18 protein-coding genes are annotated in these 18,490 nt (G+C 62.3%); 12 read left to right on the forward strand and 6 right to left on the reverse strand.

Annotation, left to right across the window (positions count from 1 at the left end; all coding sequences use genetic code 11):
• The first annotated feature begins 74 nt into the window (after window positions 1-74).
• Window positions 75-1,694: a serine hydrolase gene (locus KF712_20220; GenBank protein MBX3743323.1), complete on the forward strand. Its 1,620-nt coding sequence runs from the start codon at window positions 75-77 to the stop codon at window positions 1,692-1,694.
• A gap of 7 nt (window positions 1,695-1,701) precedes the next feature.
• Here the strand turns inward: KF712_20220 and KF712_20225 are convergent, their stop codons facing one another.
• Genes KF712_20225 through KF712_20235 form a run of 3 tightly spaced genes read right to left on the reverse strand, consistent with a single transcriptional unit; the run spans window position 1,702 to window position 2,592 of the window.
• Complete coding sequence (locus KF712_20225; protein MBX3743324.1) at window positions 1,702-1,854, reverse strand: hypothetical protein; 153 nt, start codon at window positions 1,852-1,854, stop codon at window positions 1,702-1,704.
• A 23-nt stretch (window positions 1,855-1,877) separates the two neighbouring features.
• The gene (locus KF712_20230; GenBank protein MBX3743325.1) at window positions 1,878-2,360 is read right to left on the reverse strand and encodes a hypothetical protein; all 483 of its coding nucleotides are present in this window, start codon (window positions 2,358-2,360) and stop codon (window positions 1,878-1,880) included.
• Complete coding sequence (locus tag KF712_20235; GenBank protein MBX3743326.1) at window positions 2,350-2,592, reverse strand: hypothetical protein; 243 nt, start codon at window positions 2,590-2,592, stop codon at window positions 2,350-2,352. The genes KF712_20230 and KF712_20235 overlap by 11 nt, the downstream gene beginning before the upstream one ends.
• Window positions 2,593-2,821: 229 nt before the next feature.
• Between KF712_20235 and KF712_20240 the strand changes: the two genes are divergently transcribed.
• The 4 genes from KF712_20240 to KF712_20255 all read left to right on the forward strand — a co-directional run bounded on the left by KF712_20240 (window position 2,822) and on the right by KF712_20255 (window position 7,950).
• The gene (locus KF712_20240) at window positions 2,822-3,250 is read left to right on the forward strand and encodes a hypothetical protein (protein ID MBX3743327.1); all 429 of its coding nucleotides are present in this window, start codon (window positions 2,822-2,824) and stop codon (window positions 3,248-3,250) included.
• A 3-nt stretch (window positions 3,251-3,253) separates the two neighbouring features.
• Complete coding sequence (locus tag KF712_20245; protein MBX3743328.1) at window positions 3,254-3,589, forward strand: hypothetical protein; 336 nt, start codon at window positions 3,254-3,256, stop codon at window positions 3,587-3,589.
• Window positions 3,590-3,721: 132 nt separating this feature from the next.
• Window positions 3,722-6,511, forward strand: coding sequence for a DUF1549 domain-containing protein (locus KF712_20250; protein ID MBX3743329.1), 2,790 nt, complete (start codon window positions 3,722-3,724; stop codon window positions 6,509-6,511).
• Window positions 6,511-7,950 carry a DUF1501 domain-containing protein gene (locus tag KF712_20255; GenBank protein ID MBX3743330.1) on the forward strand — a complete coding sequence of 480 codons (1,440 nt, stop codon included), beginning with the start codon at window positions 6,511-6,513 and terminating at the stop codon, window positions 7,948-7,950. The genes KF712_20250 and KF712_20255 overlap by 1 nt, the downstream gene beginning before the upstream one ends.
• A 180-nt stretch (window positions 7,951-8,130) precedes the next feature.
• Here KF712_20255 and KF712_20260 read toward each other — a convergent pair whose 3' ends face one another.
• Together KF712_20260 and KF712_20265 are read right to left on the reverse strand one after the other, a co-directional pair.
• Window positions 8,131-9,465 (reverse strand): NAD(P)/FAD-dependent oxidoreductase, encoded by a 1,335-nt coding sequence (locus KF712_20260; protein MBX3743331.1) that lies wholly within the window; start codon window positions 9,463-9,465, stop codon window positions 8,131-8,133.
• A 250-nt stretch (window positions 9,466-9,715) separates the two neighbouring features.
• The gene (locus KF712_20265; GenBank protein ID MBX3743332.1) at window positions 9,716-10,723 is read right to left on the reverse strand and encodes a polyprenyl synthetase family protein; all 1,008 of its coding nucleotides are present in this window, start codon (window positions 10,721-10,723) and stop codon (window positions 9,716-9,718) included.
• A 109-nt stretch (window positions 10,724-10,832) separates the two neighbouring features.
• On the opposite strand from KF712_20265, the gene KF712_20270 reads away from it, so the two are divergent.
• Genes KF712_20270 through KF712_20290 form a run of 5 tightly spaced genes read left to right on the forward strand, consistent with a single transcriptional unit; the run spans window position 10,833 to window position 16,811 of the window.
• Window positions 10,833-11,627 carry a DUF1080 domain-containing protein gene (locus KF712_20270; GenBank protein ID MBX3743333.1) on the forward strand — a complete coding sequence of 265 codons (795 nt, stop codon included), beginning with the start codon at window positions 10,833-10,835 and terminating at the stop codon, window positions 11,625-11,627.
• Between the two features lie 54 nt (window positions 11,628-11,681).
• Window positions 11,682-14,030, forward strand: a complete 2,349-nt coding sequence (locus KF712_20275; protein MBX3743334.1) for a hypothetical protein — start codon at window positions 11,682-11,684, stop codon at window positions 14,028-14,030.
• Window positions 14,031-14,056: 26 nt separating this feature from the next.
• Complete coding sequence (tsaA, locus tag KF712_20280; protein ID MBX3743335.1) at window positions 14,057-14,761, forward strand: tRNA (N6-threonylcarbamoyladenosine(37)-N6)-methyltransferase TrmO; 705 nt, start codon at window positions 14,057-14,059, stop codon at window positions 14,759-14,761.
• A gap of 24 nt (window positions 14,762-14,785) precedes the next feature.
• Entirely contained in the window at window positions 14,786-16,342 is a 1,557-nt protein-coding gene (locus KF712_20285) for an ankyrin repeat domain-containing protein (protein ID MBX3743336.1), read from the forward strand.
• 10 nt (window positions 16,343-16,352) lie between these two features.
• Window positions 16,353-16,811, forward strand: coding sequence for a hypothetical protein (locus tag KF712_20290; protein MBX3743337.1), 459 nt, complete (start codon window positions 16,353-16,355; stop codon window positions 16,809-16,811).
• A gap of 134 nt (window positions 16,812-16,945) precedes the next feature.
• On the opposite strand, the gene KF712_20295 is transcribed toward KF712_20290, so the two are convergent.
• Window positions 16,946-17,383, reverse strand: coding sequence for a cupredoxin domain-containing protein (locus KF712_20295; protein ID MBX3743338.1), 438 nt, complete (start codon window positions 17,381-17,383; stop codon window positions 16,946-16,948).
• Between the two features lie 238 nt (window positions 17,384-17,621).
• Here KF712_20295 and KF712_20300 point away from each other — a divergent pair, with 238 nt between their 5' ends.
• On the forward strand, window positions 17,622-17,969 hold the full coding sequence (locus KF712_20300; protein ID MBX3743339.1) for a P-II family nitrogen regulator: 348 nt from the start codon (window positions 17,622-17,624) through the stop codon (window positions 17,967-17,969).
• Window positions 17,970-18,125: 156 nt separating this feature from the next.
• Window positions 18,126-18,461 (forward strand): DUF3817 domain-containing protein, encoded by a 336-nt coding sequence (locus tag KF712_20305; protein MBX3743340.1) that lies wholly within the window; start codon window positions 18,126-18,128, stop codon window positions 18,459-18,461.
• The last annotated feature ends 29 nt before the right edge of the window (window positions 18,462-18,490 follow it).

Raw genomic sequence — 18,490 nt, forward strand, 5'->3', positions numbered from 1 at the left:
CATGGCGCAGCCATGTCGCTACTTCCCGCAGATCGGTCTGGCATCCGGTCCACGGCAGCACCAACATCCCGGGCATGCTCCGGAATCTCCTGTTCACCCTGCTCGCTGTCTCGGGCACCCTGGGAACCGCCCATGCTGACAAGGCGCTCGCGGAAGCGGCGCTCGCCTTCAAGGACAAGGTTCCCGCAGGCTGCATCGTCACCGGGGAGCTGCGCGACGGCCAGGTCACGTATTCCGTAGTCGGAAAAGCGGAGCCGGATGGTGTTCCCCCGGAGCGCCGTGCCTTCGAGATCGGCTCGATAACGAAGGTCATTACCGGCGTCCTGCTCGCGCAGACCGTCATCGAGAAAAAGGCGCGGCTGGATTCCACCCTGGCGGAACTGCTTGGGCCGGACTTCAAATTCGCGGACCCGAAGGTCGGCAAGATCACCTTGCTCCACCTCTCCACCCACACCAGCGGCCTGCCCCGTCTCCCGGGGAACATGGGGCCGGACCCGGATGCGAATCCGGATCCCTATTCGCTCTACGATCTGGCAAAACTGAAGGAGTTCCTCGGCAGAGTCATGCTGAAGGGCGAGCCGCCGCATGAGGCATCCTATTCCAACCTAGGGGTCGGCCTGCTCGGGGAGATGCTCGCCCTCGTCCATGGATCTTCATGGAACGCGCTGGTGAAGGAAAAGGTCACCGGCCCGCTGGGCATGAAGGACACCATGATGGTTCCGGGTGAAGACCTGCGGAAACGGCTCGCTCCGCCGTATCATGACAACGTGCCGGGGCATGAGTGGACTTTCCAGGCGATGGCGGGTGCGGGTGCGCTCCGTTCCACCGCGGCGGATCTCATGATCTTCGGCCAGGCGATGATCGAGCCGGAGAAGACCCCCATCGCGGATGCCATCCGTGACATGATGCAGGTCCATGCACCCTATCCATCCGCGGGGGGGGAGATCGGCCTCGGCATCATGATCGGGAAGCTGGACGGGGACCGTGACTACATGCACACCGGCGGCACCGGCGGCTACCGCACCGCCTTGCAGGTCGTCCCCGCGAAGAAATCCGTCCGCGTGATCCTCATCAACAATGACAATCTGCCGGCGGAGGTCGTGCTGCGGGCGGTGAGGAGTGACAAGAAAGCGGAGGCGGCGGAAGAAGTGGCCCTCACGGAGGCACAACTCGACGCCTACACCGGGGTCTATGAAATGGGGCCGACCGCGCGCTTCACCATCCTGCGCCGTGGAAAGGCGCTCTATTCCCGCCTCACCGGGCAGCCCTTCTTTCCCGTGAAGTACATCGGCAACGACCGCTTCCGGTATGATGTGGTGGCGGCGGATCTCCAATTCGTGAAAGAAGGTGACGCCGTGAAATCCCTCACGCTTTTCCAGAATGGCCGTGAGATGCCTGCCAAGCGGAATGGTGATCCGTTGCCCGTTATCCTTTTCCCAAGTGCCGCGGAGCTGGCTGCCTACACCGGCGAGTATGAACTGGTCCCGGGAAAGGTCCTCACCATCACGGTAAAAGCGGACACGATGTTCGCCCAACTCACCGGCCAACCCGCCCTTCCCGCCTTCCAGACGAAGGCGGATTACTTCGAGCTGGATGTGGTGAAGGCCGCACTGGAGTTCCAGAAGGATCCAGCAGGAAAGGTCACCGGGCTGACACTTCACCAGAGCGGAAAGCACCAGGCCCGGAAACGCTGATGGAGTGTCAATCCGCGTCCCGGTCCTTGTCCTGATCCGTCCCCGGCGGCGGGACGGACACATCTTTTTCCGGCGGGAAGCCGTCTCCCACCACCTCTCCGGGGATTTTCGGGGTTCCATCCGGGTCGGCCTGCTTCGGTTTCAATGGATCGTTGTTCATGGCATGGGTTGGAAAGTCGCTTTTCAGCGGAGGGGGAATGCGGCCGTCACAAAGTCGGCGATGCCCCGGTTGGTCACTTCTCCGGTTTCATTGAGCGGACCATCCGTCACATGGAACACGGAGCTGCAGGTTCCGTGCGGCACGCCGATGAGGGAGGAAATCTGCATCGAGTCCGGCTTCGCCACCACCCTCAGGGTCAGCGGGCCTTTCGGCTGCTGCACCGAGATGGCGGTCGCGTATTCCGTCGAGCGGAGATTCGTCCGGCGGGTGGTATGTTCGGTTTCCTGGACGGGATGAACCACGCTTTCATGGCCCGCCTCCGCCAGCAGGCCGGATAGTCTCCTTAGCAATGGTTCCGCCACCTCCTCGAGGACACGGCGGCATTTCGTCTGGTTCTGCCTGTAGAGTTCAGCCTCCTTCTCCGCGCGTTCGCGCTCTTCCGAAGCGATGCGGTCCAGCCGCTCGCGGTAGGATCTGAGATGGGAGCTGATCTGCTCAGGAGTCATCGGCTTTCTCTCCGTGGATGGCGGAAATCTCGGGGGCGAATTCGTCGTCATCCTCATCGGAAACCGGCAATGAGGGATCTTCCCCATAGACTTCCGCAGCCGCTTCCCGCCGCTCGTCTTCGGAGACTTCCATCCCCTCCAGGATCAGGTCGCGGTTGGGATTTTCATCGAGGTATTCCGGGGTGTTCCGTGGGGATTCCCCGCCTGCGAGTTCTACTGGGTCCAATGGCATGTTCGGAATGGGTTGGTTATTCATCCGAAGTAGCTCAAAGCATTCCCAACGAACCTGCGGGGATTCTGGCAGGGCTTAACTGAAATTTGAGTCAATCGTGCAATCAAACCATGCACTTTGCCCGGATCGGGAGGAGGGTCGGAGCATTCCGTTTGCTGGCAATCCTTGTGGCATCGGGACTTCCGGCGTTCGTGCGGACCGGCGCGGGATCTGCGGATGGGTTGGCACCATGAAAGCAGCCCATCACGATGATATCGACCTCCAGGAAATGCCTGAGCAGGTGCTGGAGAAGGTCAAAGCCGCCGCGAGCGAGCAGTGTTCGACCGCCTGCCACCGGGCGAAGGAAATGGTGACCCGTAACCCTGTCCCAACCGTGTTGGGAGCGTTGGTCTTCGGTGCCGCGGTCGGTTATCTCGTCTATTCCAGACGGGAACATATCAGCCTGCCGGACCGTTTCGTCCGTGAGACGGAGGCATTCGGCCGCAGGCTTAGCCATGCGCCGGAGCGCATCTCGTCCTTGTTCCACGATGGGGTGGAAATGGCCTCCACCGGTGCCGGAAAGGCCTCCGGCTACCTCCATGATCTCCCCACCCGGGATGTCCTGGATTCCATTTCCGGTTCCCTCAATCGCATCTGCAACCGACTCAAATTCTGGTAAGTTATGACAACCGACCCTGATTCCGTGCCATCCGTGGATGATGGCATCCGCTCCGTCCTCCACTCCGGCAAGGAGAAGACACTTGAATGTCTGGAGAAGTGGGAAGACTGCGTGCGCAAGCATCCTCTGGAGTCCGTGCTGGGAGCCGTTGCGGCGGGTTGCCTGCTCCACCGCTTGCCCGTGCGCTCGCTCCTCGTGGCGAATGTGAAGCTGGTTTCCGCGCTCGCTCCTCCAGCCCTCCTCGCCTACGGAGCCGCGAAACTCTGCGAAGTTCTCCAGAAAAAGTCGGCCCGGCCTTTGGTGGTGATCCCTCCGGATGCCAATCCGCGGGAGTACTGATTCTGGAACCGGGCCACCATCGGAGGTGGAAATTGGCGGAAATCGTGATAGATTCCGCTCGCGGTATTTTCCCTGCACGCCTTTCAAAAGCTGAAAGAATCAGGGTTTTCGCCGCGTCTTCATCCACATCCCATGGTTTTCCGCCTGTCGATCCTCCTCCTCGCTTCCTTCGTCGTCAAATTGAACGCCGGAGACCACTGGGCGTATCTGCCTCCGGTGGACAGCAAGCCGCCCGGTGACGCCGCCCAACATCCGGTGGACGCATTTCTTGCCGAAGCCCGTGCGAAAGCCGGCGTGAAGCCCGCGAAATTGGCCTCCCCGCGCCGCTGGATCGAGCGTGCCGCCTACACCCTCACCGGCCTGCCGCCATCCAGGCAACAGATCGAGCGGATCGAGAAAAATTCGGATGAGGCCACCTGGAAGGCGTTGATCGACGAGCTGTTGGCCAGCCCCGCCTATGGCGAGCGCTGGGCTCGCCATTGGATGGATGTGGCCCGCTATGCGGACACCCAGGGTTACAATTTCGACAAGGACAACCGCTATCCCTTCGCCTACACCTACCGGGATTGGCTGATCAAATCCTTCAACGCGGACATGCCCTACGCGCAGTTCGTGAAGCTCCAGATCGCGGCGGACCTGATGACCGACAAGCCGGACCACCCGGATCTCGCGGCGCTGGGTTTCCTCACCGTCGGCCCCCGGGCCGGGCAGATCGAGATGATCGACGACCGGGTGGATGTCATCACCCGTGGCTTCCTCTCCAGCACCGTGTCCTGTGCGCGTTGCCATGACCACAAGACGGACCCGATCTCCACCAAGGATTTCTACTCCATCTACTCCATCCTGGAGAATGCGGTGGAACCCGGCGACAAGCCGGTGATCGGCAAGCCCGCCGACGAGGTGGCCTATCAGGAATACTCCGCCAAGCTCTCGGAGATGCAGGAGAAGGACCGCGTGGCACGGCAGGAGATCCTCGACCAGCTCCACAAGCCGGAGTCGTTCGCCGTTTATCTGGAACTCGCATGGCTCGCCAACCAGGAGAAATGGGACACCGGAAAGACCTCCGCGGAGTCATTCAAACGCGGACGTTACCGCCTGAACGGCGTCAACCGCTGGAAGTCGTTTTTCGAGAAGGTCGCTTGGAATGACAAGCCCGCCGCACGCCTCGGCCAGTGGCACCAGGAAATGCTGAAGGCGGATGACGCCGGCCGGAAGGCTCTCTCCCTCGCGCTGGCCACCGAGTGGACCCAGGCCACGGAAGGGGACCTCGCGAAATTCAAGACGGACGGACGCTGCCCGCTTTCCCTGAATCTGGAACAGGTCAACGGCATCATGGACCAGAAAGACGGCGACGACCGCCGCCAGCGGGACTCCTTGATGACCAAGCTCAATATCGAGCATCCCGGCGCGGCTCCGCGGGCGATGAGCCTGAGCGACAAGCCGAAGTGGGGTCCTGCCCAGGTCTATATCCGTGGCAACCCGGGCAGCCGCAGCGATCCATACCCACGCGAGTGGCTGAGCTTCCTCGGCGGCGGACAGTTCCCGGAAGGAAAGAGCCCGCGTCTTTCTCTGGCCGAGAAGATCGCGGACACGGCGAACCCGATGACCGCACGGGTGATCGTCAACCGCATGTGGGGCTGGCATTTCGGTGTGGCCCTCACCGACCCCGCGGACTTCGGCCCGCAGCAACCGGTGCCGGTGCTGCGACCGCTGCTGGACTGGCTGGCCCTGCGCTTCAACGAGAAGGGTGGCTCCATCAAGGAGATGCACCGCCTGCTCCTCACCTCGAACGCCTTCCGGCTCGAAGCCGAGGGTCCGGAGGAAAACAAGGCCATCGATGAGGCGAACACGCTGTTCTGGAAATGGAACCGCCCCCGCACCGACTTTGAGTCCATGCGCGACCGTCTGCTCGCCAGTTCAGGTGCGCTGGACACCACCACCACCGGTGGCCGCTCCATCCCGCTGGACAGCGACAAGGCGGACAGCCGCCGCAGCGTCTATGCCTTCGTGGACCGTTACGCGCTGCCGGGCACCTTCGTTTCCTTCGACCTGCCGCACCCGGACCACCACGCGCCGCAGCGTGCGGAGACCACCGTCCCGCAGCAGGCGCTCTATTTCCTCAACGGCCCGCTCGTCACCCGCCAGGCGGAGAAGATGGTGAAGAACCAGGATTTCGAAAAACTCACCGACAAGGCGGCGAAGGTCCGCTGGATCTACAACCGCATCTTCGACCGTGATCCTTCCAATGCGGAGGTGAACGACGCCATCGACTGGGTGAACAGCACCGACCCGAAGGACTACCTGCCACGCATCGGCGGCATCTGGGAGATCCGCCACACGCCGGACACCGGATTCCCGCTCGGCGAGCTGCTGCCATTCCCGCTCTACGACAAGAAGATGTGGAAGACCGGCTCCGATCTGGCGAAGGCTCCCATCCGCTACCTGAGCGCCGGGCCGGACAACGGCCATCCGTCGAAGGGACATGTCCTCGTCGTCCGCTGGCGTGCGACCGGCAGCGGCCAGGTGAAAATGATCGGCAAGCTCAGCCGCGGCTCCAAGGCGGGCGACGGTGCTCCGCTCGTCTATAACATCATCGGCAAGAACACCGAGATGCTGGGTGAAGGCAAGCTGATGCCAGCCACCAAGGACCAGCCCATCGACAGCAAGTGGATCGACGTCACCGCGGGTGACACCGTGGACTTCGCCTACCGCGCTCCGGAAGGAGAACATTTCGGCGGCACCGGTTGGGACATCCGCATCGTCGGCCGGGAGAAGCCGGACGCCGTGGCCACGGAGGTCTCCAACCTCAAGAAGCAATTCCCCACCTCCACTTCACCGCCCCCGGTGATCGTTCCCGACAGCCCATGGGCTGACCTGGTCCAGATGCTCTGGTCCTCCAACGAATTCCACTTCATCGACTGATGCACCACAAGCTCACCGCCAACGACCTGATCCTCGACCGCCGCGACTTCCTCAAGCGCTGCGGCATGGGCTTCGGCAGCCTCGCGCTCGGCAGCATGTTCGGGGGCGGCGTCGCCTCCGCCGCCGGTGCGCCCTCCGCTCCGAAATATCCGATGCTCACACCCCACCACGCGCCCAAGGCGAAGCGGGTGGTGCACCTTTTCATGAATGGTGGTCCGTCCCAGGTGGACACCTTCGACCCGAAGCCGGAGCTGGACAAATACCACGGCAAGCCGCTGCCGCTGGAAGGCATGAAGACCGAGCGCCCCACCGGTGCCGCGCTGCGTTCCCCGTTCTCTTTCTCGAAATACGGCCAATCCGGCCTGGAGGTGAGCGAGCTGTTCAAGCACACCGCCCAGCATGCGGATGATCTCTGCGTCATCCGCTCGATGAAGGCGGACGTGCCGAACCACGAACCGTCCCTCATGCTGATGAACTGCGGTGAGGCCCGGCTTTCCCGTCCTTCCTTCGGCTCATGGGTCACCTACGGTCTCGGCAGTGAGAACGAGAACCTCCCTTCCTACATCTCCATGTGCCCCGGCGGCATGCCGATCAAGCGCGCGGAGAACTGGCGTTCTTCCTTCCTCCCCGGCAGCTACCAGGGCACCTACCTCGACACCTCGATCCAGGAGATCGACAAGATGATCGAGAACCTCAGCAACGCCAGCGTGCGCGACGAGCGGCAGGCGAAGCAGCTCGAGTTTCTCCGCAAGGTGAACGAGCGCCACATGGCCGCCCGCGAGCATGACCCGAAGATGGAGGCCCGCATCCGCAGCTTCGAGCTGGCCTACCGCATGCAGACAGAGGCGACCGACGCCTTCGACATTTCCAAGGAACCCGCCTACATCCACGAGATGTATGGCAAGGGCAACTACGCCCGCCAGTGCATCATGGCCCGCCGTCTCCTGGAGCGCGGTGTGCGCTTCATCCAGCTCTGGCACGGCAACGGCCAGCCATGGGACAGCCATGACAACATCGAGGACCACCGCAGCCTCGCCGAACAGTGCGACCAGGCCATTGGTGCCTTCCTGACGGATCTCAAGATGCGCGGCCTGCTCGACGAGACCCTCGTCGTCTGGGGCGGCGAATTCGGCCGGACCCCCGTCGTCGAACTGCCGAAGGCGGGATCAAATGCCGGCGTGATGAAAGGCCGCGACCACAACCACTTCGGCTTCTCCATGTGGCTTGCCGGCGGCGGCGTCAAAGGTGGCTACGTCCATGGTGCCACCGACCAGTTCGGCTTCGGTGCCGTTGAGAAACCGGTCCACGTCCACGACCTGCACGCCACGCTGCTCCATCAGCTCGGCTTCGACCACGAACGCCTCACCTACCACTACTCCGGCCGCGACTTCCGCCTCACGGACGTCCACGGCCACGTGGTGCAGGACATCCTCGCCTGATACGGGGAGCTGCGGGGTAGCGTCATGGCTGCGCCATGACGGTTGGGAAAGTCCGCACTTCCCCGTGTCTCCGCATGTGACCCGTGGCACGGGTGACGGATCAGCATCGGAAGGCTGCACACATCCACCCAACCGTGATGGCGCAGCCATCCCGCTACCGGAGCATGCCTTGTCCCGGCGTCACGAAGACGCCGCCTCGTACTCCTTCGGCGGGTGCATGATGATCCGTGCTTCCGGAGTGTTCTTGAGGTAGGCGGTCGCCCATCCCAGCAGCACGGCCAGCTTGTTGCGGAAACCGATGAGGAACAGGATGTGGATGAAAAGCCACGCCAGCCAGGCGATGAAACCCTGCAGACGCAGAGCCTTGCCCGCTTTCACCACGGCATGGTTTTTCCCGATGATGGCCATCATCCCCTTGTCCCAGTAGCGGAACGTCGGGCGGAGGTCGTGCTTGCGGTCGGCGAAGCGGCCTTTCTCCAACCTCAGTTCTTCCTTGAGGACCTTGGCGATGTGACGGCCCATCTGCGAGGCGGCGGGGGCCACGCCCGGCACCATCTTGCCTTCGTTATCCTTCATCGCCACCAGGTCTCCGGCGACGAAGATCTCGGGATGTCCGGGGATCGAAAGGTCGGGGTTGGGTGTGATGCGGCCGCCGCGGTCGGTCTCGACCCCCAATTCCTTCGTCAGTGGGTTGGCGGCGACTCCGGCCGCCCAGATGATGGCCGCGGCCTCCAAGCTGGTCCCGTCCCCGAACTCGAGCACGCCCGGGCGGATGTCGGTGACTTTCGTCTCCGTGCGGACTTCGACCCCGATCGACTCCAGATGCCGGCGGGCGTAGTCACGCTGGTTGGCATCGTAGGGTTCCAGCAGATTCTTGAAGCCCTCGATCAGGATGATCCGGAGTTTCGAGGTGTCGATCCGGCGGAAATTCGACTTCAACGAGCGATGGACCAGGTCCGCGAAGGCTCCCGCGAGTTCCACCCCGGTCGGGCCGCCACCGACGATGGCGACGGTCATCAGCTTGGTCCGCTCACTCTCGCTGTTGGTCAGCTCCGCGCGTTCCAGGTTCGAGAGGACCTTGCGGCGGATCGCCTGGGCATCTGCCAGCGACTTGAGACCCAGGGTGTAGTCCGCCCAGTGGTCGTTGCCGAAGTAGCCGGTCCGCGCTCCGGCGGCCAGCAGCAGGTAGTCGTATGGGTAAAGGTGGCCTGACTTTCCGCTGGCCGCACGGGTAGTGGTGTCGATCCCGGTGATCTCGTCCATCAGGACGGTCACATTCTTGGCTTTCGCCAGCACCTGGCGGATTGAGCGGGCGATATCCGGCCCGGTCAGCGAGGCCGTCGCCACCTGGTAGAGCAGGGGCTGGAAAAGGTGGTGGTTCGTCCGGTCCACCAAGGTGACCTCAAACCGGTCGTCGTTGGAGAGGGTCAGCGCACATTCCAGTCCGGCGAATCCTCCGCCGATGATGAGAACCTTACGCTTTTGATTTCCTTCAGTGACACCGTGGGTGGGCATGCCCGGAGTATGACATCTTACAGGCGAGGTGGCAATGCGAGCTTGTGAAATTTTTCACAAGCTCGTAATTAACTGTTGATTAGTCTTTTACAGATGAATTACTTCCTGCTGATGGCTCACATGGAGAAGCCCGGACAAGGCCACCAGAAGATCAGGATCGCGGGATGACGGGAAATGCAACCTGCCTGACGGTTTGGAAAACCGTCCCTGCCAAAATACCACAGCCAGAGTCAGAACAGCGATCCGGAGATCACTTCCTGCATTTCTCCAGAAGGCTGCCGAGGAAATGGGTGATCTGGATCAAGGCGGCCGAATGAACGGATTCGCCGAGTGTGGCCACATCCGCGCGGCACTGGTCCAGCAGCTTCAGGGCGGTGTCCACGGCGCTTTCGATGGCTCCCTCATATTCGGCGATGCCGACGAGCACGGGGAGATCCAGGTCTTCCTGCGCCAGGATGCGCTTGTTGAGCTTGGTGCGCTGCGCCTCGGAGGAGTTTTCCAGCAGGTTCAGGATGGGGAGGGTGAGTTTGCCCTTGGCCAGGTCGGTGCGGAGGGTCTTGCCGACCACTTCTTCCGAGCCCACGAGGTCGAGGCAGTCGTCGTAGATCTGGTAGGCGGTTCCCAGCTTCATGCCGTAGCTGTAAAGATGGGCCTCGGTTTCCTGGCTCACGCCGGAAAGCCTGCCGGCCAGGCCGGTGGCGGCGGCGAAAAGCGCGCCCGTCTTCATCTCGATGATGCGGAAATAGTCCGGCTTGGAGAGCGAAAGGTCGAAGCGGCGCTGGGTCTGGATGATCTCCCCCTGGCAGACTTCGCGGGCGGCGAGGCCCACCTTGCGGCAGACGTCGATGCTGTCGAAATCCGTCGCGAGGGTCAGCGCGTGGGAGAACAGGGCGTCCCCCAGCAGGACGGAGAGAGCGTTGCCCCACTTCGCGTTCGCGGTGGGCACCATGCGGCGGGTGTTCGCCCCGTCCATGATGTCGTCATGGACCAGGGTCGCCATGTGGATGAGTTCCAGGATGACGCCCAGCTTCAGGTGGTCGTCGGACACTTCCCCGACCGCGCCGCCCGCGAGGATGGAAAGGGCGGGGCGGATCCGCTTGCCGGAGGTGTTGCACACGTAGGCGACGTAGGGTTCCACCGCGGGGTCGAAGGCCCTGACCTGCTCGCGGATCGCGGCTTCCACCTTCTCCAACTGCGGGCGGACGAGTTCGAACGGGAAGAGATCGCTGCGGGTTGGAGTGGTGTTGCTGGCTGCCATGGGGCGGGAAAGGACTCCGACAAGCATTCACAGTCCGGGGTTTCCCGCAACCCGGATATTGCAGGAAGAACTTGAAAGACCGCCCGGGGCATGGCGTTTTCAAGTTGTGATGAAACTCAACCGATGGATGTTGGCCGGTATGATGACCGGTGCCGCAAATATGGCGACAGGCCAGATTCATGGCTACAAGGACACGGAAAAGCTCCCGGGCGTGCCATGGGGTGTCCATGATCCCGACCGCCCTCAGCCCCGCGTGGTGGAGACCGCCGGCGCGGTGGTCGTGAAGCCGCCGTCCGATGCGACCGTGCTCTTTGACGGAAAGAACCTCGACGCCTGGACCCAGAATGGCGGCCCCGCCCCTTGGGAGATCAAGGACGGCGTCATGGTCGTCGGAAAAAAGGACATCCAGACGAAGGAATCCTTCGGTGCGGTGCAGCTCCACTTCGAATGGCGTCTCCCGGCCGACCGCAAGGTGGACGGCCAGAAGGGCGGCAACAGCGGCTTTTTCCTGATGGGCATGTATGAGGTCCAGGTGCTCCAGAGCAACAACAACCCGACCTATCCGGACGGTCAGGCGGGTTCCCTCTACGGCCAGCTCCCGCCGCTGGTGAACGCCACCTCCCCGCAGGGTGAGTGGAACAGCTACGACATCACCTTCGTGCCGCCGGTCTACAAGGACGGCAAGGTGGAGTCCCCCGCCCGCATCACCATCTTCCACAACGGCGTGGTCGTGCAGAACGGTGAGGCCTACCTGGGCACCACCCAACACAAAAAACTCGCCACCTATCCGGAAAAGCACCCGGAAACCGGCCCGATCCGCATCCAGGATCACAATGACCCGATGGAGTTCCGCAACATCTGGATCCGCCCGCTCGGCGAGCGTGACCAGCCTGCGAAACCTTGATTTGTGCGGAATCCTCCTTGATTGGAGGCAGGGGTGACCTAGACTCCGGGTGAAATGAAAACGCGTTTGAAATGGATCGTCGTTCCCGCTTTCGCCCTGGGTCTGGGATCCTGCAAAAAGGAAGCAGCCCCATCCACGACGGAGACACCTGCGGAGCAGCAGGGGGTGGTTGAGAAGGCGGTCGAAAAGGTGAAGGACGCCGTCGCGGAGGTGATCCCTTCCAAAGCCGCATCCCCCGAAGAGCGCGCCGCGAAGCTCGGTTTCGTCAAGCATCTGCCGAAGAACACCGAGTCCCTTTTCACCGTCTATGGAGCCGCCAAAACCGCCGAAAAGGCGAAGGCGCTGAAACTCTGGAAGCTGATCGAGGATGAAATGGGCACCGAAGTGCTGCCCGACGGTGCCGACGCCGAACCCCCTCTTGATGGAGCCGCCGCTCCCGCCGAAGGCGCCACGGATGCGGCCGCCGTCCCCGCCACCGAGGCTGGTGTCGCGGACACCCCCACACCTGCCGCGGAGGATGCCGCCGCGGATCCGGCTGCATTCGACCCGAAGGCGCTCTGGGCGGATGAAGTCACCGTCGCTCTCGGAGGAGGCAGCGGGGAGCAGCTCGGTCATCTCCTGCACCTTTACCGCCGCTTCAGCTACTTCCAGGTCCGGCAGTCCACGAAGGCCCTTCTCGCGCAGGCAAAGAGCGCGGAGGCCGATGCTGATGCGGAGGCCCTGGCCGCCGATTACATGCAGCTCATCGTGGATCTGCTGAACGATCCTGAAGGTGGAGTGGGCACGTTGGAGAAGGTTTCCTTCCCGTCCATCTACCTTGCCAGCAAGGTGGATTCCGCGAACCGGCAGAAAGCGGCGGAGGAAATCTCCTCATCCCTCGGGATTGTCGGCAGCCTTTCCGAGTTCGCGGAACCGGTCGAGGTTGAGAAAGCGGGCGCGAAGTTCTCCGGCTATAAACTGAAAGGAGCCAAGCTGGCCGAGGTCATGCAGGGCGAGCGGGGGAATCTGGAGGAAACCATCGAAGCCGAGAAGCTGGACCGCCTCTTCGCCTCCATCGCCAAGAAAGACATCGTGATCCTCACCGGCACCATCGGGGACTATGTCGTGCTGTTCTTCGGTGGCTCTGAGAGCGAGTTCGAACTGGCGGCGGAAGCGAAGGACTCGCTGGCAGCGGTCGATTCGCTGAAGTTCGCGGATGAATACCTTTCCAAGGACCTGATGGCGCTGGCATACGGCGCGAAGGATTCCCTGAAAACCCTCATGGACAACGCCTCCGGCCTTGCCGATACGGCCAAGGGCATCCGTGATGGCCTCAGCGGTGACGAGGGGCTGGGGGACACCCGCGAGATCGAATCGCTGATCCAGTTGGTGGTGGAGCGCGAGGAGTCGCTCCGCAAACTGTCCCGCGTGGACGACAGTGGAACCGTCGCCTTCTATGAGGACGGCCTGAAGATCGAATCCTCCGGTGGAGTGGACCAGGGCGCGCTGGACTGGAAGGCGGATTCGAAGCTGTCCCACCTCGGGGATTCCCCGGATGTGGTCCTGTTCGCCAACGGAACGGTCGATGCCAGCTATGACAAGGCTTCGACGGAGTTCGTGGAGGCCATTTTCGAAACCGCCTACGCCATCACCCGGAAAGTAGCCCAACTCCCGGGTGAAAGTCCGGACCTGGCCCCGTTCAAGGGAGGCTTCAAGATGTTCGATGAGACCTTCCGTACGGATGCCCTCGGGATCTGGGGTGCGATCAAGGGCGACTTCTCCGAGGGCCTTGGCCATGAAAGCGCGCTGGTCGTTGATTTCAAAGGAACCGTCCCTACCATCCCAGGCATCCCGCAGGCCGTGATCGACCAGGGGAAATTCCCGCGTGCTTCCGTGATCAGCCCGGTCGTGGACCGTGCGAAGGTCGCCTCCTCATGGGACAAGATCAACCAGAGCGCCACCGGCATCCTGGCGAAGGTCAACGAGATGAGCGGCACGGAGTTCCCGATGCAGAAGCCGATAAGTTCCGAGAAAAACGGGATGACCACCTGGTTCTTCTCGATGCCGTTCTTCAATGACGACTTCCTTCCTTCCGTGACCGTCGGGGACAAGTGGTTCGTCGCCTCCACCTCCAAGAACCACGCGCTGGACCTCGCGGCTCAGGCGGAGAAAGGCGGAGCGGACAAGAAGGGCCTCGTCCTGAAGGCGAACTTTGTGGCCATGCAGGCCTATGCCCGTGAGATGCAGAAGATGGTGGATGCGAATGCGGACGCCATCCTCGCGGGGAACGCCGCCGAATATCAGGACAACAAGGAGAACATCACCCGGGCGATCGATGCCATGGATGACTTCGACGCCCTGACCGTTCACAGCAACCGCGACGGCGACGTGGTCCGCACCAGCGTCCACTTCAAGACCCGCTGAACGCAGATCCGTCGAACCACCTCCCGATGAAGTGTGATCCGATCGCCGTGGTCCGGTCATGCTTCGGCGGGAAATTCGGAGTGCCGCGCCAGCCGGGGCTTTCCCCAGCGGCATGGGGGGAACTGATTTTCCACGAACCCTACCGCAGCCGGGAGGCCGTGCGGGGGCTGGGGGGATTCTCCCATCTCTGGCTGATCTTCGGTTTCCACCAGACGGTGGATGAAGGTTGGCGTCCGACTGTCCGTCCGCCGCGGCTGGGTGGGGATGAAAGGGTGGGCGTCTTCGCCAGCCGCTCCACCTACCGGCCGAACGGATTGGGCCTTTCCGTCGTCAGGCTGGAAGGCATCGACTTCGATCGCCCGGATGGCCCGGTTCTCATGCTGGGCGGCGTGGATCTGGTGGATGGGACGCCCGTTTTCGACATCAAGCCCTACCTCGCTTATTCCGACTCCATCCCGGACGCGCTCTCCGGATACGCCCCGGACAAGCCGGAGATGCTTTCCGTGGAGGTGGATGCGCTGGCGGAAGCAGCCTTCTCCGCGCTTCCGGAAAGAGCCAGGACGGTGATCACCGAGGTGCTGGCGCTGGATCCCCGGCCGGCGGTGCGGAAGGAAGAAGGGCGTGCCCATGGTGCCACGTTGTGCGGGATGAATGTCCGCTTCCAGATCATGGATGGCGTTTGCCGGATTCTGGAAATCAAACCGGCGGTGGGTTCAGGGTTGAATGATTAAGTTTTCCTGAGTATTCTCCGCTCCATGTCCTGTTCCCGTCAGAGGCTGCTGGCCGTGGCATCCGTTCTCATGGTGGTCGCCGCGGTGCCCGCCTGCCGGGACCGGAAGACCACCCTCAGCACGGACCTCCAGGATGCGGGCTTCCAGATGACGGACGCGGATTGGTTCAGGGCCTGCCAGGAGAACAACGTGGAGGTGATGAAGCGCTTTCTGTCCGGTGGCTTCTCAAAGGATGCGAGGGATGGAAACGGAAACACCGCGCTCCACGTGGCGGCTGCGGCCGGAGCTGAGAACGCGGCGAAGTTCCTCCTCGACAGAGGAATGCCGGTGGATGTCCGGGGGCAGGCCGGCAGGACTCCCCTGATGGCCGCCGTGGTCTCCGACAAGCCGAAGATGGTGAAGTGGCTGCTGCGGCAGGGAGCGGACCCGAAGGTGAAGGACGAGGAGAATTTCAAGGCGCTCATGCTCGCGGTGCGGGACGGCAGCGCGGGCTCCGTTGCTGAGCTGGCTTCCTATGACCGTGAGGATCTGGATGCCGCCCTCCTGCTCGCATCCTTGCTGGGAAAGGCGGAGGTCATCGATTCACTGACGAACTATGGAGCCTCCGTCTATGCGCGGATGGAGGATGACGGCAGGACGCCTTTGATGATCGCCGCGGAGAACGGCCACAAGGAGGCCGTGAATCTGCTGCTGGAGATCGGTGCCAGCCGTTACACGACGGATGGGGAAGGGAGGACCGCAGCCCATCTGGCGGAAGAGGCGGGTCACACGGAGATCGTCGCCCTCATCAACCGCGAGCCGGCGCCGGAGGAGCTTGCCTTGGAGTCCCCGGAACAGATTTCCGCGGAGATGGATGAATTCGTCGCTGCCGCAGAGGGGGATGTCCCTCCGCAGTCGGGTTACAGGGCCGCTGCCTCTGGGGATGCTCCTGCCGTCAATGCCTCCGGTGGGGAGATGCTCCCGGCTCCGGGCAAACGCGCTTCCCGCCCGATCGATGGTGCCGTTCTCGGTGCCCGCGGAGGAGCGCAAGGCCCGGCGGCGGATGGAAGTGCCGGCGGTGACGCATCCCGGTCCGCGGCCGCGCGGACGAAGGCGGCGGAACCTCCGGTCATCATGCGCCACTACCGGGAAACCGATGTGCCGCTGGAAGTCGCCGGTGTCAGCGGGGATTCCGCAACCCTGAAGATATCGGCGGGCAGCCGGAAGGAAATCACCGTGAAAGCAGGGCAGGAGATTTCCGGAACCGGCGGCCTTTATGTCGTGCGCGTGAAGCGCCGGATGGAGGACAGCAAGGTCACCGACGGCCAGCCGATGGAGGTCGCCGTGGTGGAAGTGGCGGACCGCCGGACGGGCCAGAGCCGTGAATGGATTTCCGGGCGGCCTTCCACCGCCCATGACCCCATCGCCCTGGTCGAGGATCCCGTGACGGGTGCGCGCTACACCGCCAGACCCGGCCAGAAGTTCAAGTCCGCGGATGGCGGGGAGTTTGTCGTCACGGACGTGCGGCCGAACCAGATCGTCATCGAGAATCTGACGGATGGGACGGTCGTCACCGTGCCCCTTGTCGGACCCCGCGGCTGAATTTATCAAAATGGATACCAACCTTGTCATCGATCACGGCGCGCCCGTGCGCCAATTCTCCGTCATGCTGCCGAACCGTGCTGGCGCGTTCGCCGCGCTGGTCAAGTTGCTGCGGACATCCGCCATCGAGGTCATCGGTGTCAGCGTGCAGGATTCCCGGGACGCCACCATCGCCCGCATCGTCGTGTCGGACCCGGACAGTTCCGAGCATATCTTCATGGAAAAGGGCATCCCCTACACCATGTGTGAGGTGGTCGTCATCGCCATGCGGGAGTCCGGCCCCGGCCTGCTCCAGTGCCTGGACACCCTCATGGTGGCGGAGACGAACATCGACTTCGCCTACAGCCTCATGCCGTCCCAGGATGGACAGGCCCTGCTGGCCATGCACGTGGAGGACTATGAGTTCGCCGTCTCCGTCCTCCACCAGAGCGGTTTCAAGCTGATGTACCAGGAAGATTTGAGCCGCTGAGGTGGATCCCTGCCCCGCGATCCGGAAAGGTGATCTGCAATCACCCGTCACTTTGATCCCCCAAAAAAAACGCCCCCGCACGCGGAATCGTGCGGAGGCGCTGGAATTTGAAATCTGCGGGATATCCCTGCGGATCACTTCACGGTCAGCACGCCTTGCATGATGGCGAAGTGACCCGGGAAGGTGCAGATGTAGGGATATGCACCCGGCTCGGTCGGGGTGAACTTGATCTCATCGGACTGTCCGCCACCGAGGAGCTTGGTTGCGGCGACAATCGCGGCCTTGGACTCATCATCCGTCGGCAGATAACCGTTGTCCTTGGCCGATGCACACTTGGCCGCGAAGGCAGGCACGGAGGTGCCCGGCTTCAGGATGACGACGTTGTGTCCCATGGCAATCACCGGAAGGGTGCCGATGTGTTTGAAGGAAAGGGTGACGCTCTCGCCTGCTTTTGCTTCGAGGGTCTTGGCATTGAACTGCATCTGATCGTTGCCCGTAAGCTCAAGCTTGGTCTCCGCGAAAGCGGACGGGGCGGCGATAAGGGCAGCGAAAATCAATGAGAGTTTCTTCATAGGTAGTTCGTTGTGACCTGCCAATTATGGCGAGATAAACTGCTCCCGCAACCCAAAGAGAACGATTTTCCGCGGAAATGTCCCGAGGCCTGATTTTTCCCGGAAGTTCATGAGTTCCAAGGATTTTTCCCCTCGTCAAAGCGGGTGCCCCCGACTACTCTTGGTCAGGATATTGAGCGAAACCGAAGGCGACTTGGCACGGGTTTTGCTTTGTATTCCGCACCAATCCGCCTGAACCATGAAAAAAATCGAAGCGATCATCAAGCCGTTCAAACTCGAAGAAGTGAAAGAAGCCCTTGCCGAAGTGGGCGTTCAGGGAATGACCGTCACCGAAGTCAAAGGCTTCGGTCGCCAGAAGGGCCATACCGAAATCTATCGTGGTTCCGAATATACCGTGGATTTCCTTCCCAAGGTGAAAATCGAGATCGTCGTTGACGATGCCCAAGCCGGCGGCGTCGCCTCCGCCATCGTCAAGAGCGCCAACACCGGCAAGATCGGTGACGGCAAGGTCTTCATCTCCACCGTCGAGGAAGCGATCCGGATCCGGACCGGTGAGACCGGTTCCTCCGCCGTTGCCGTGAACTGAGCCCAGTTCGGGATACCACTTTCCTGATCCGGCGGTTTCCAAGGGAGCCGCCGGATTTTTTTGTCCCTGCCCGGGATGTCGCGATGGCGGTTGAATCCACCCGCATTTTATAATGGCCGCAGGGTGTCCTCGGGCAAATGATCCGACCGAAATCAGATGATGAAATTCAATCTTGCCCATGCCGTTGGCCGTGTCCGTCTCTGTGGCCTGCTCGAAGGTGCTTCCTTCCTGCTTCTCCTGCTGGTGGCGATGCCGTTGAAATACCTTTTTGATATGCCGATGGCTGTCCGCTATGTAGGGATGGCGCACGGCGTTCTCTTCATCCTTTATGTGCTGCTCATCCTGCTCGCATGGCTGGACAGGAAGCTCACGGTCAAAAAGTCGGCGTTGGCCTTCGTCGCTTCGCTGATCCCTTTCGGCCCGTTCCTCATCGACGGCAAGCTGGCGGAAGCGGAGAAGGCCGAAGCCGCCGCCGGGCCTGAAGAGGCCTGAGGCTGCAGCTGCCAAGGAAAGTGGCTGGG

The sequence above is a fragment of the Akkermansiaceae bacterium genome, assembly GCA_019634595.1.
Taxonomy (GTDB): Bacteria; Verrucomicrobiota; Verrucomicrobiia; order Verrucomicrobiales; family Akkermansiaceae; genus Luteolibacter.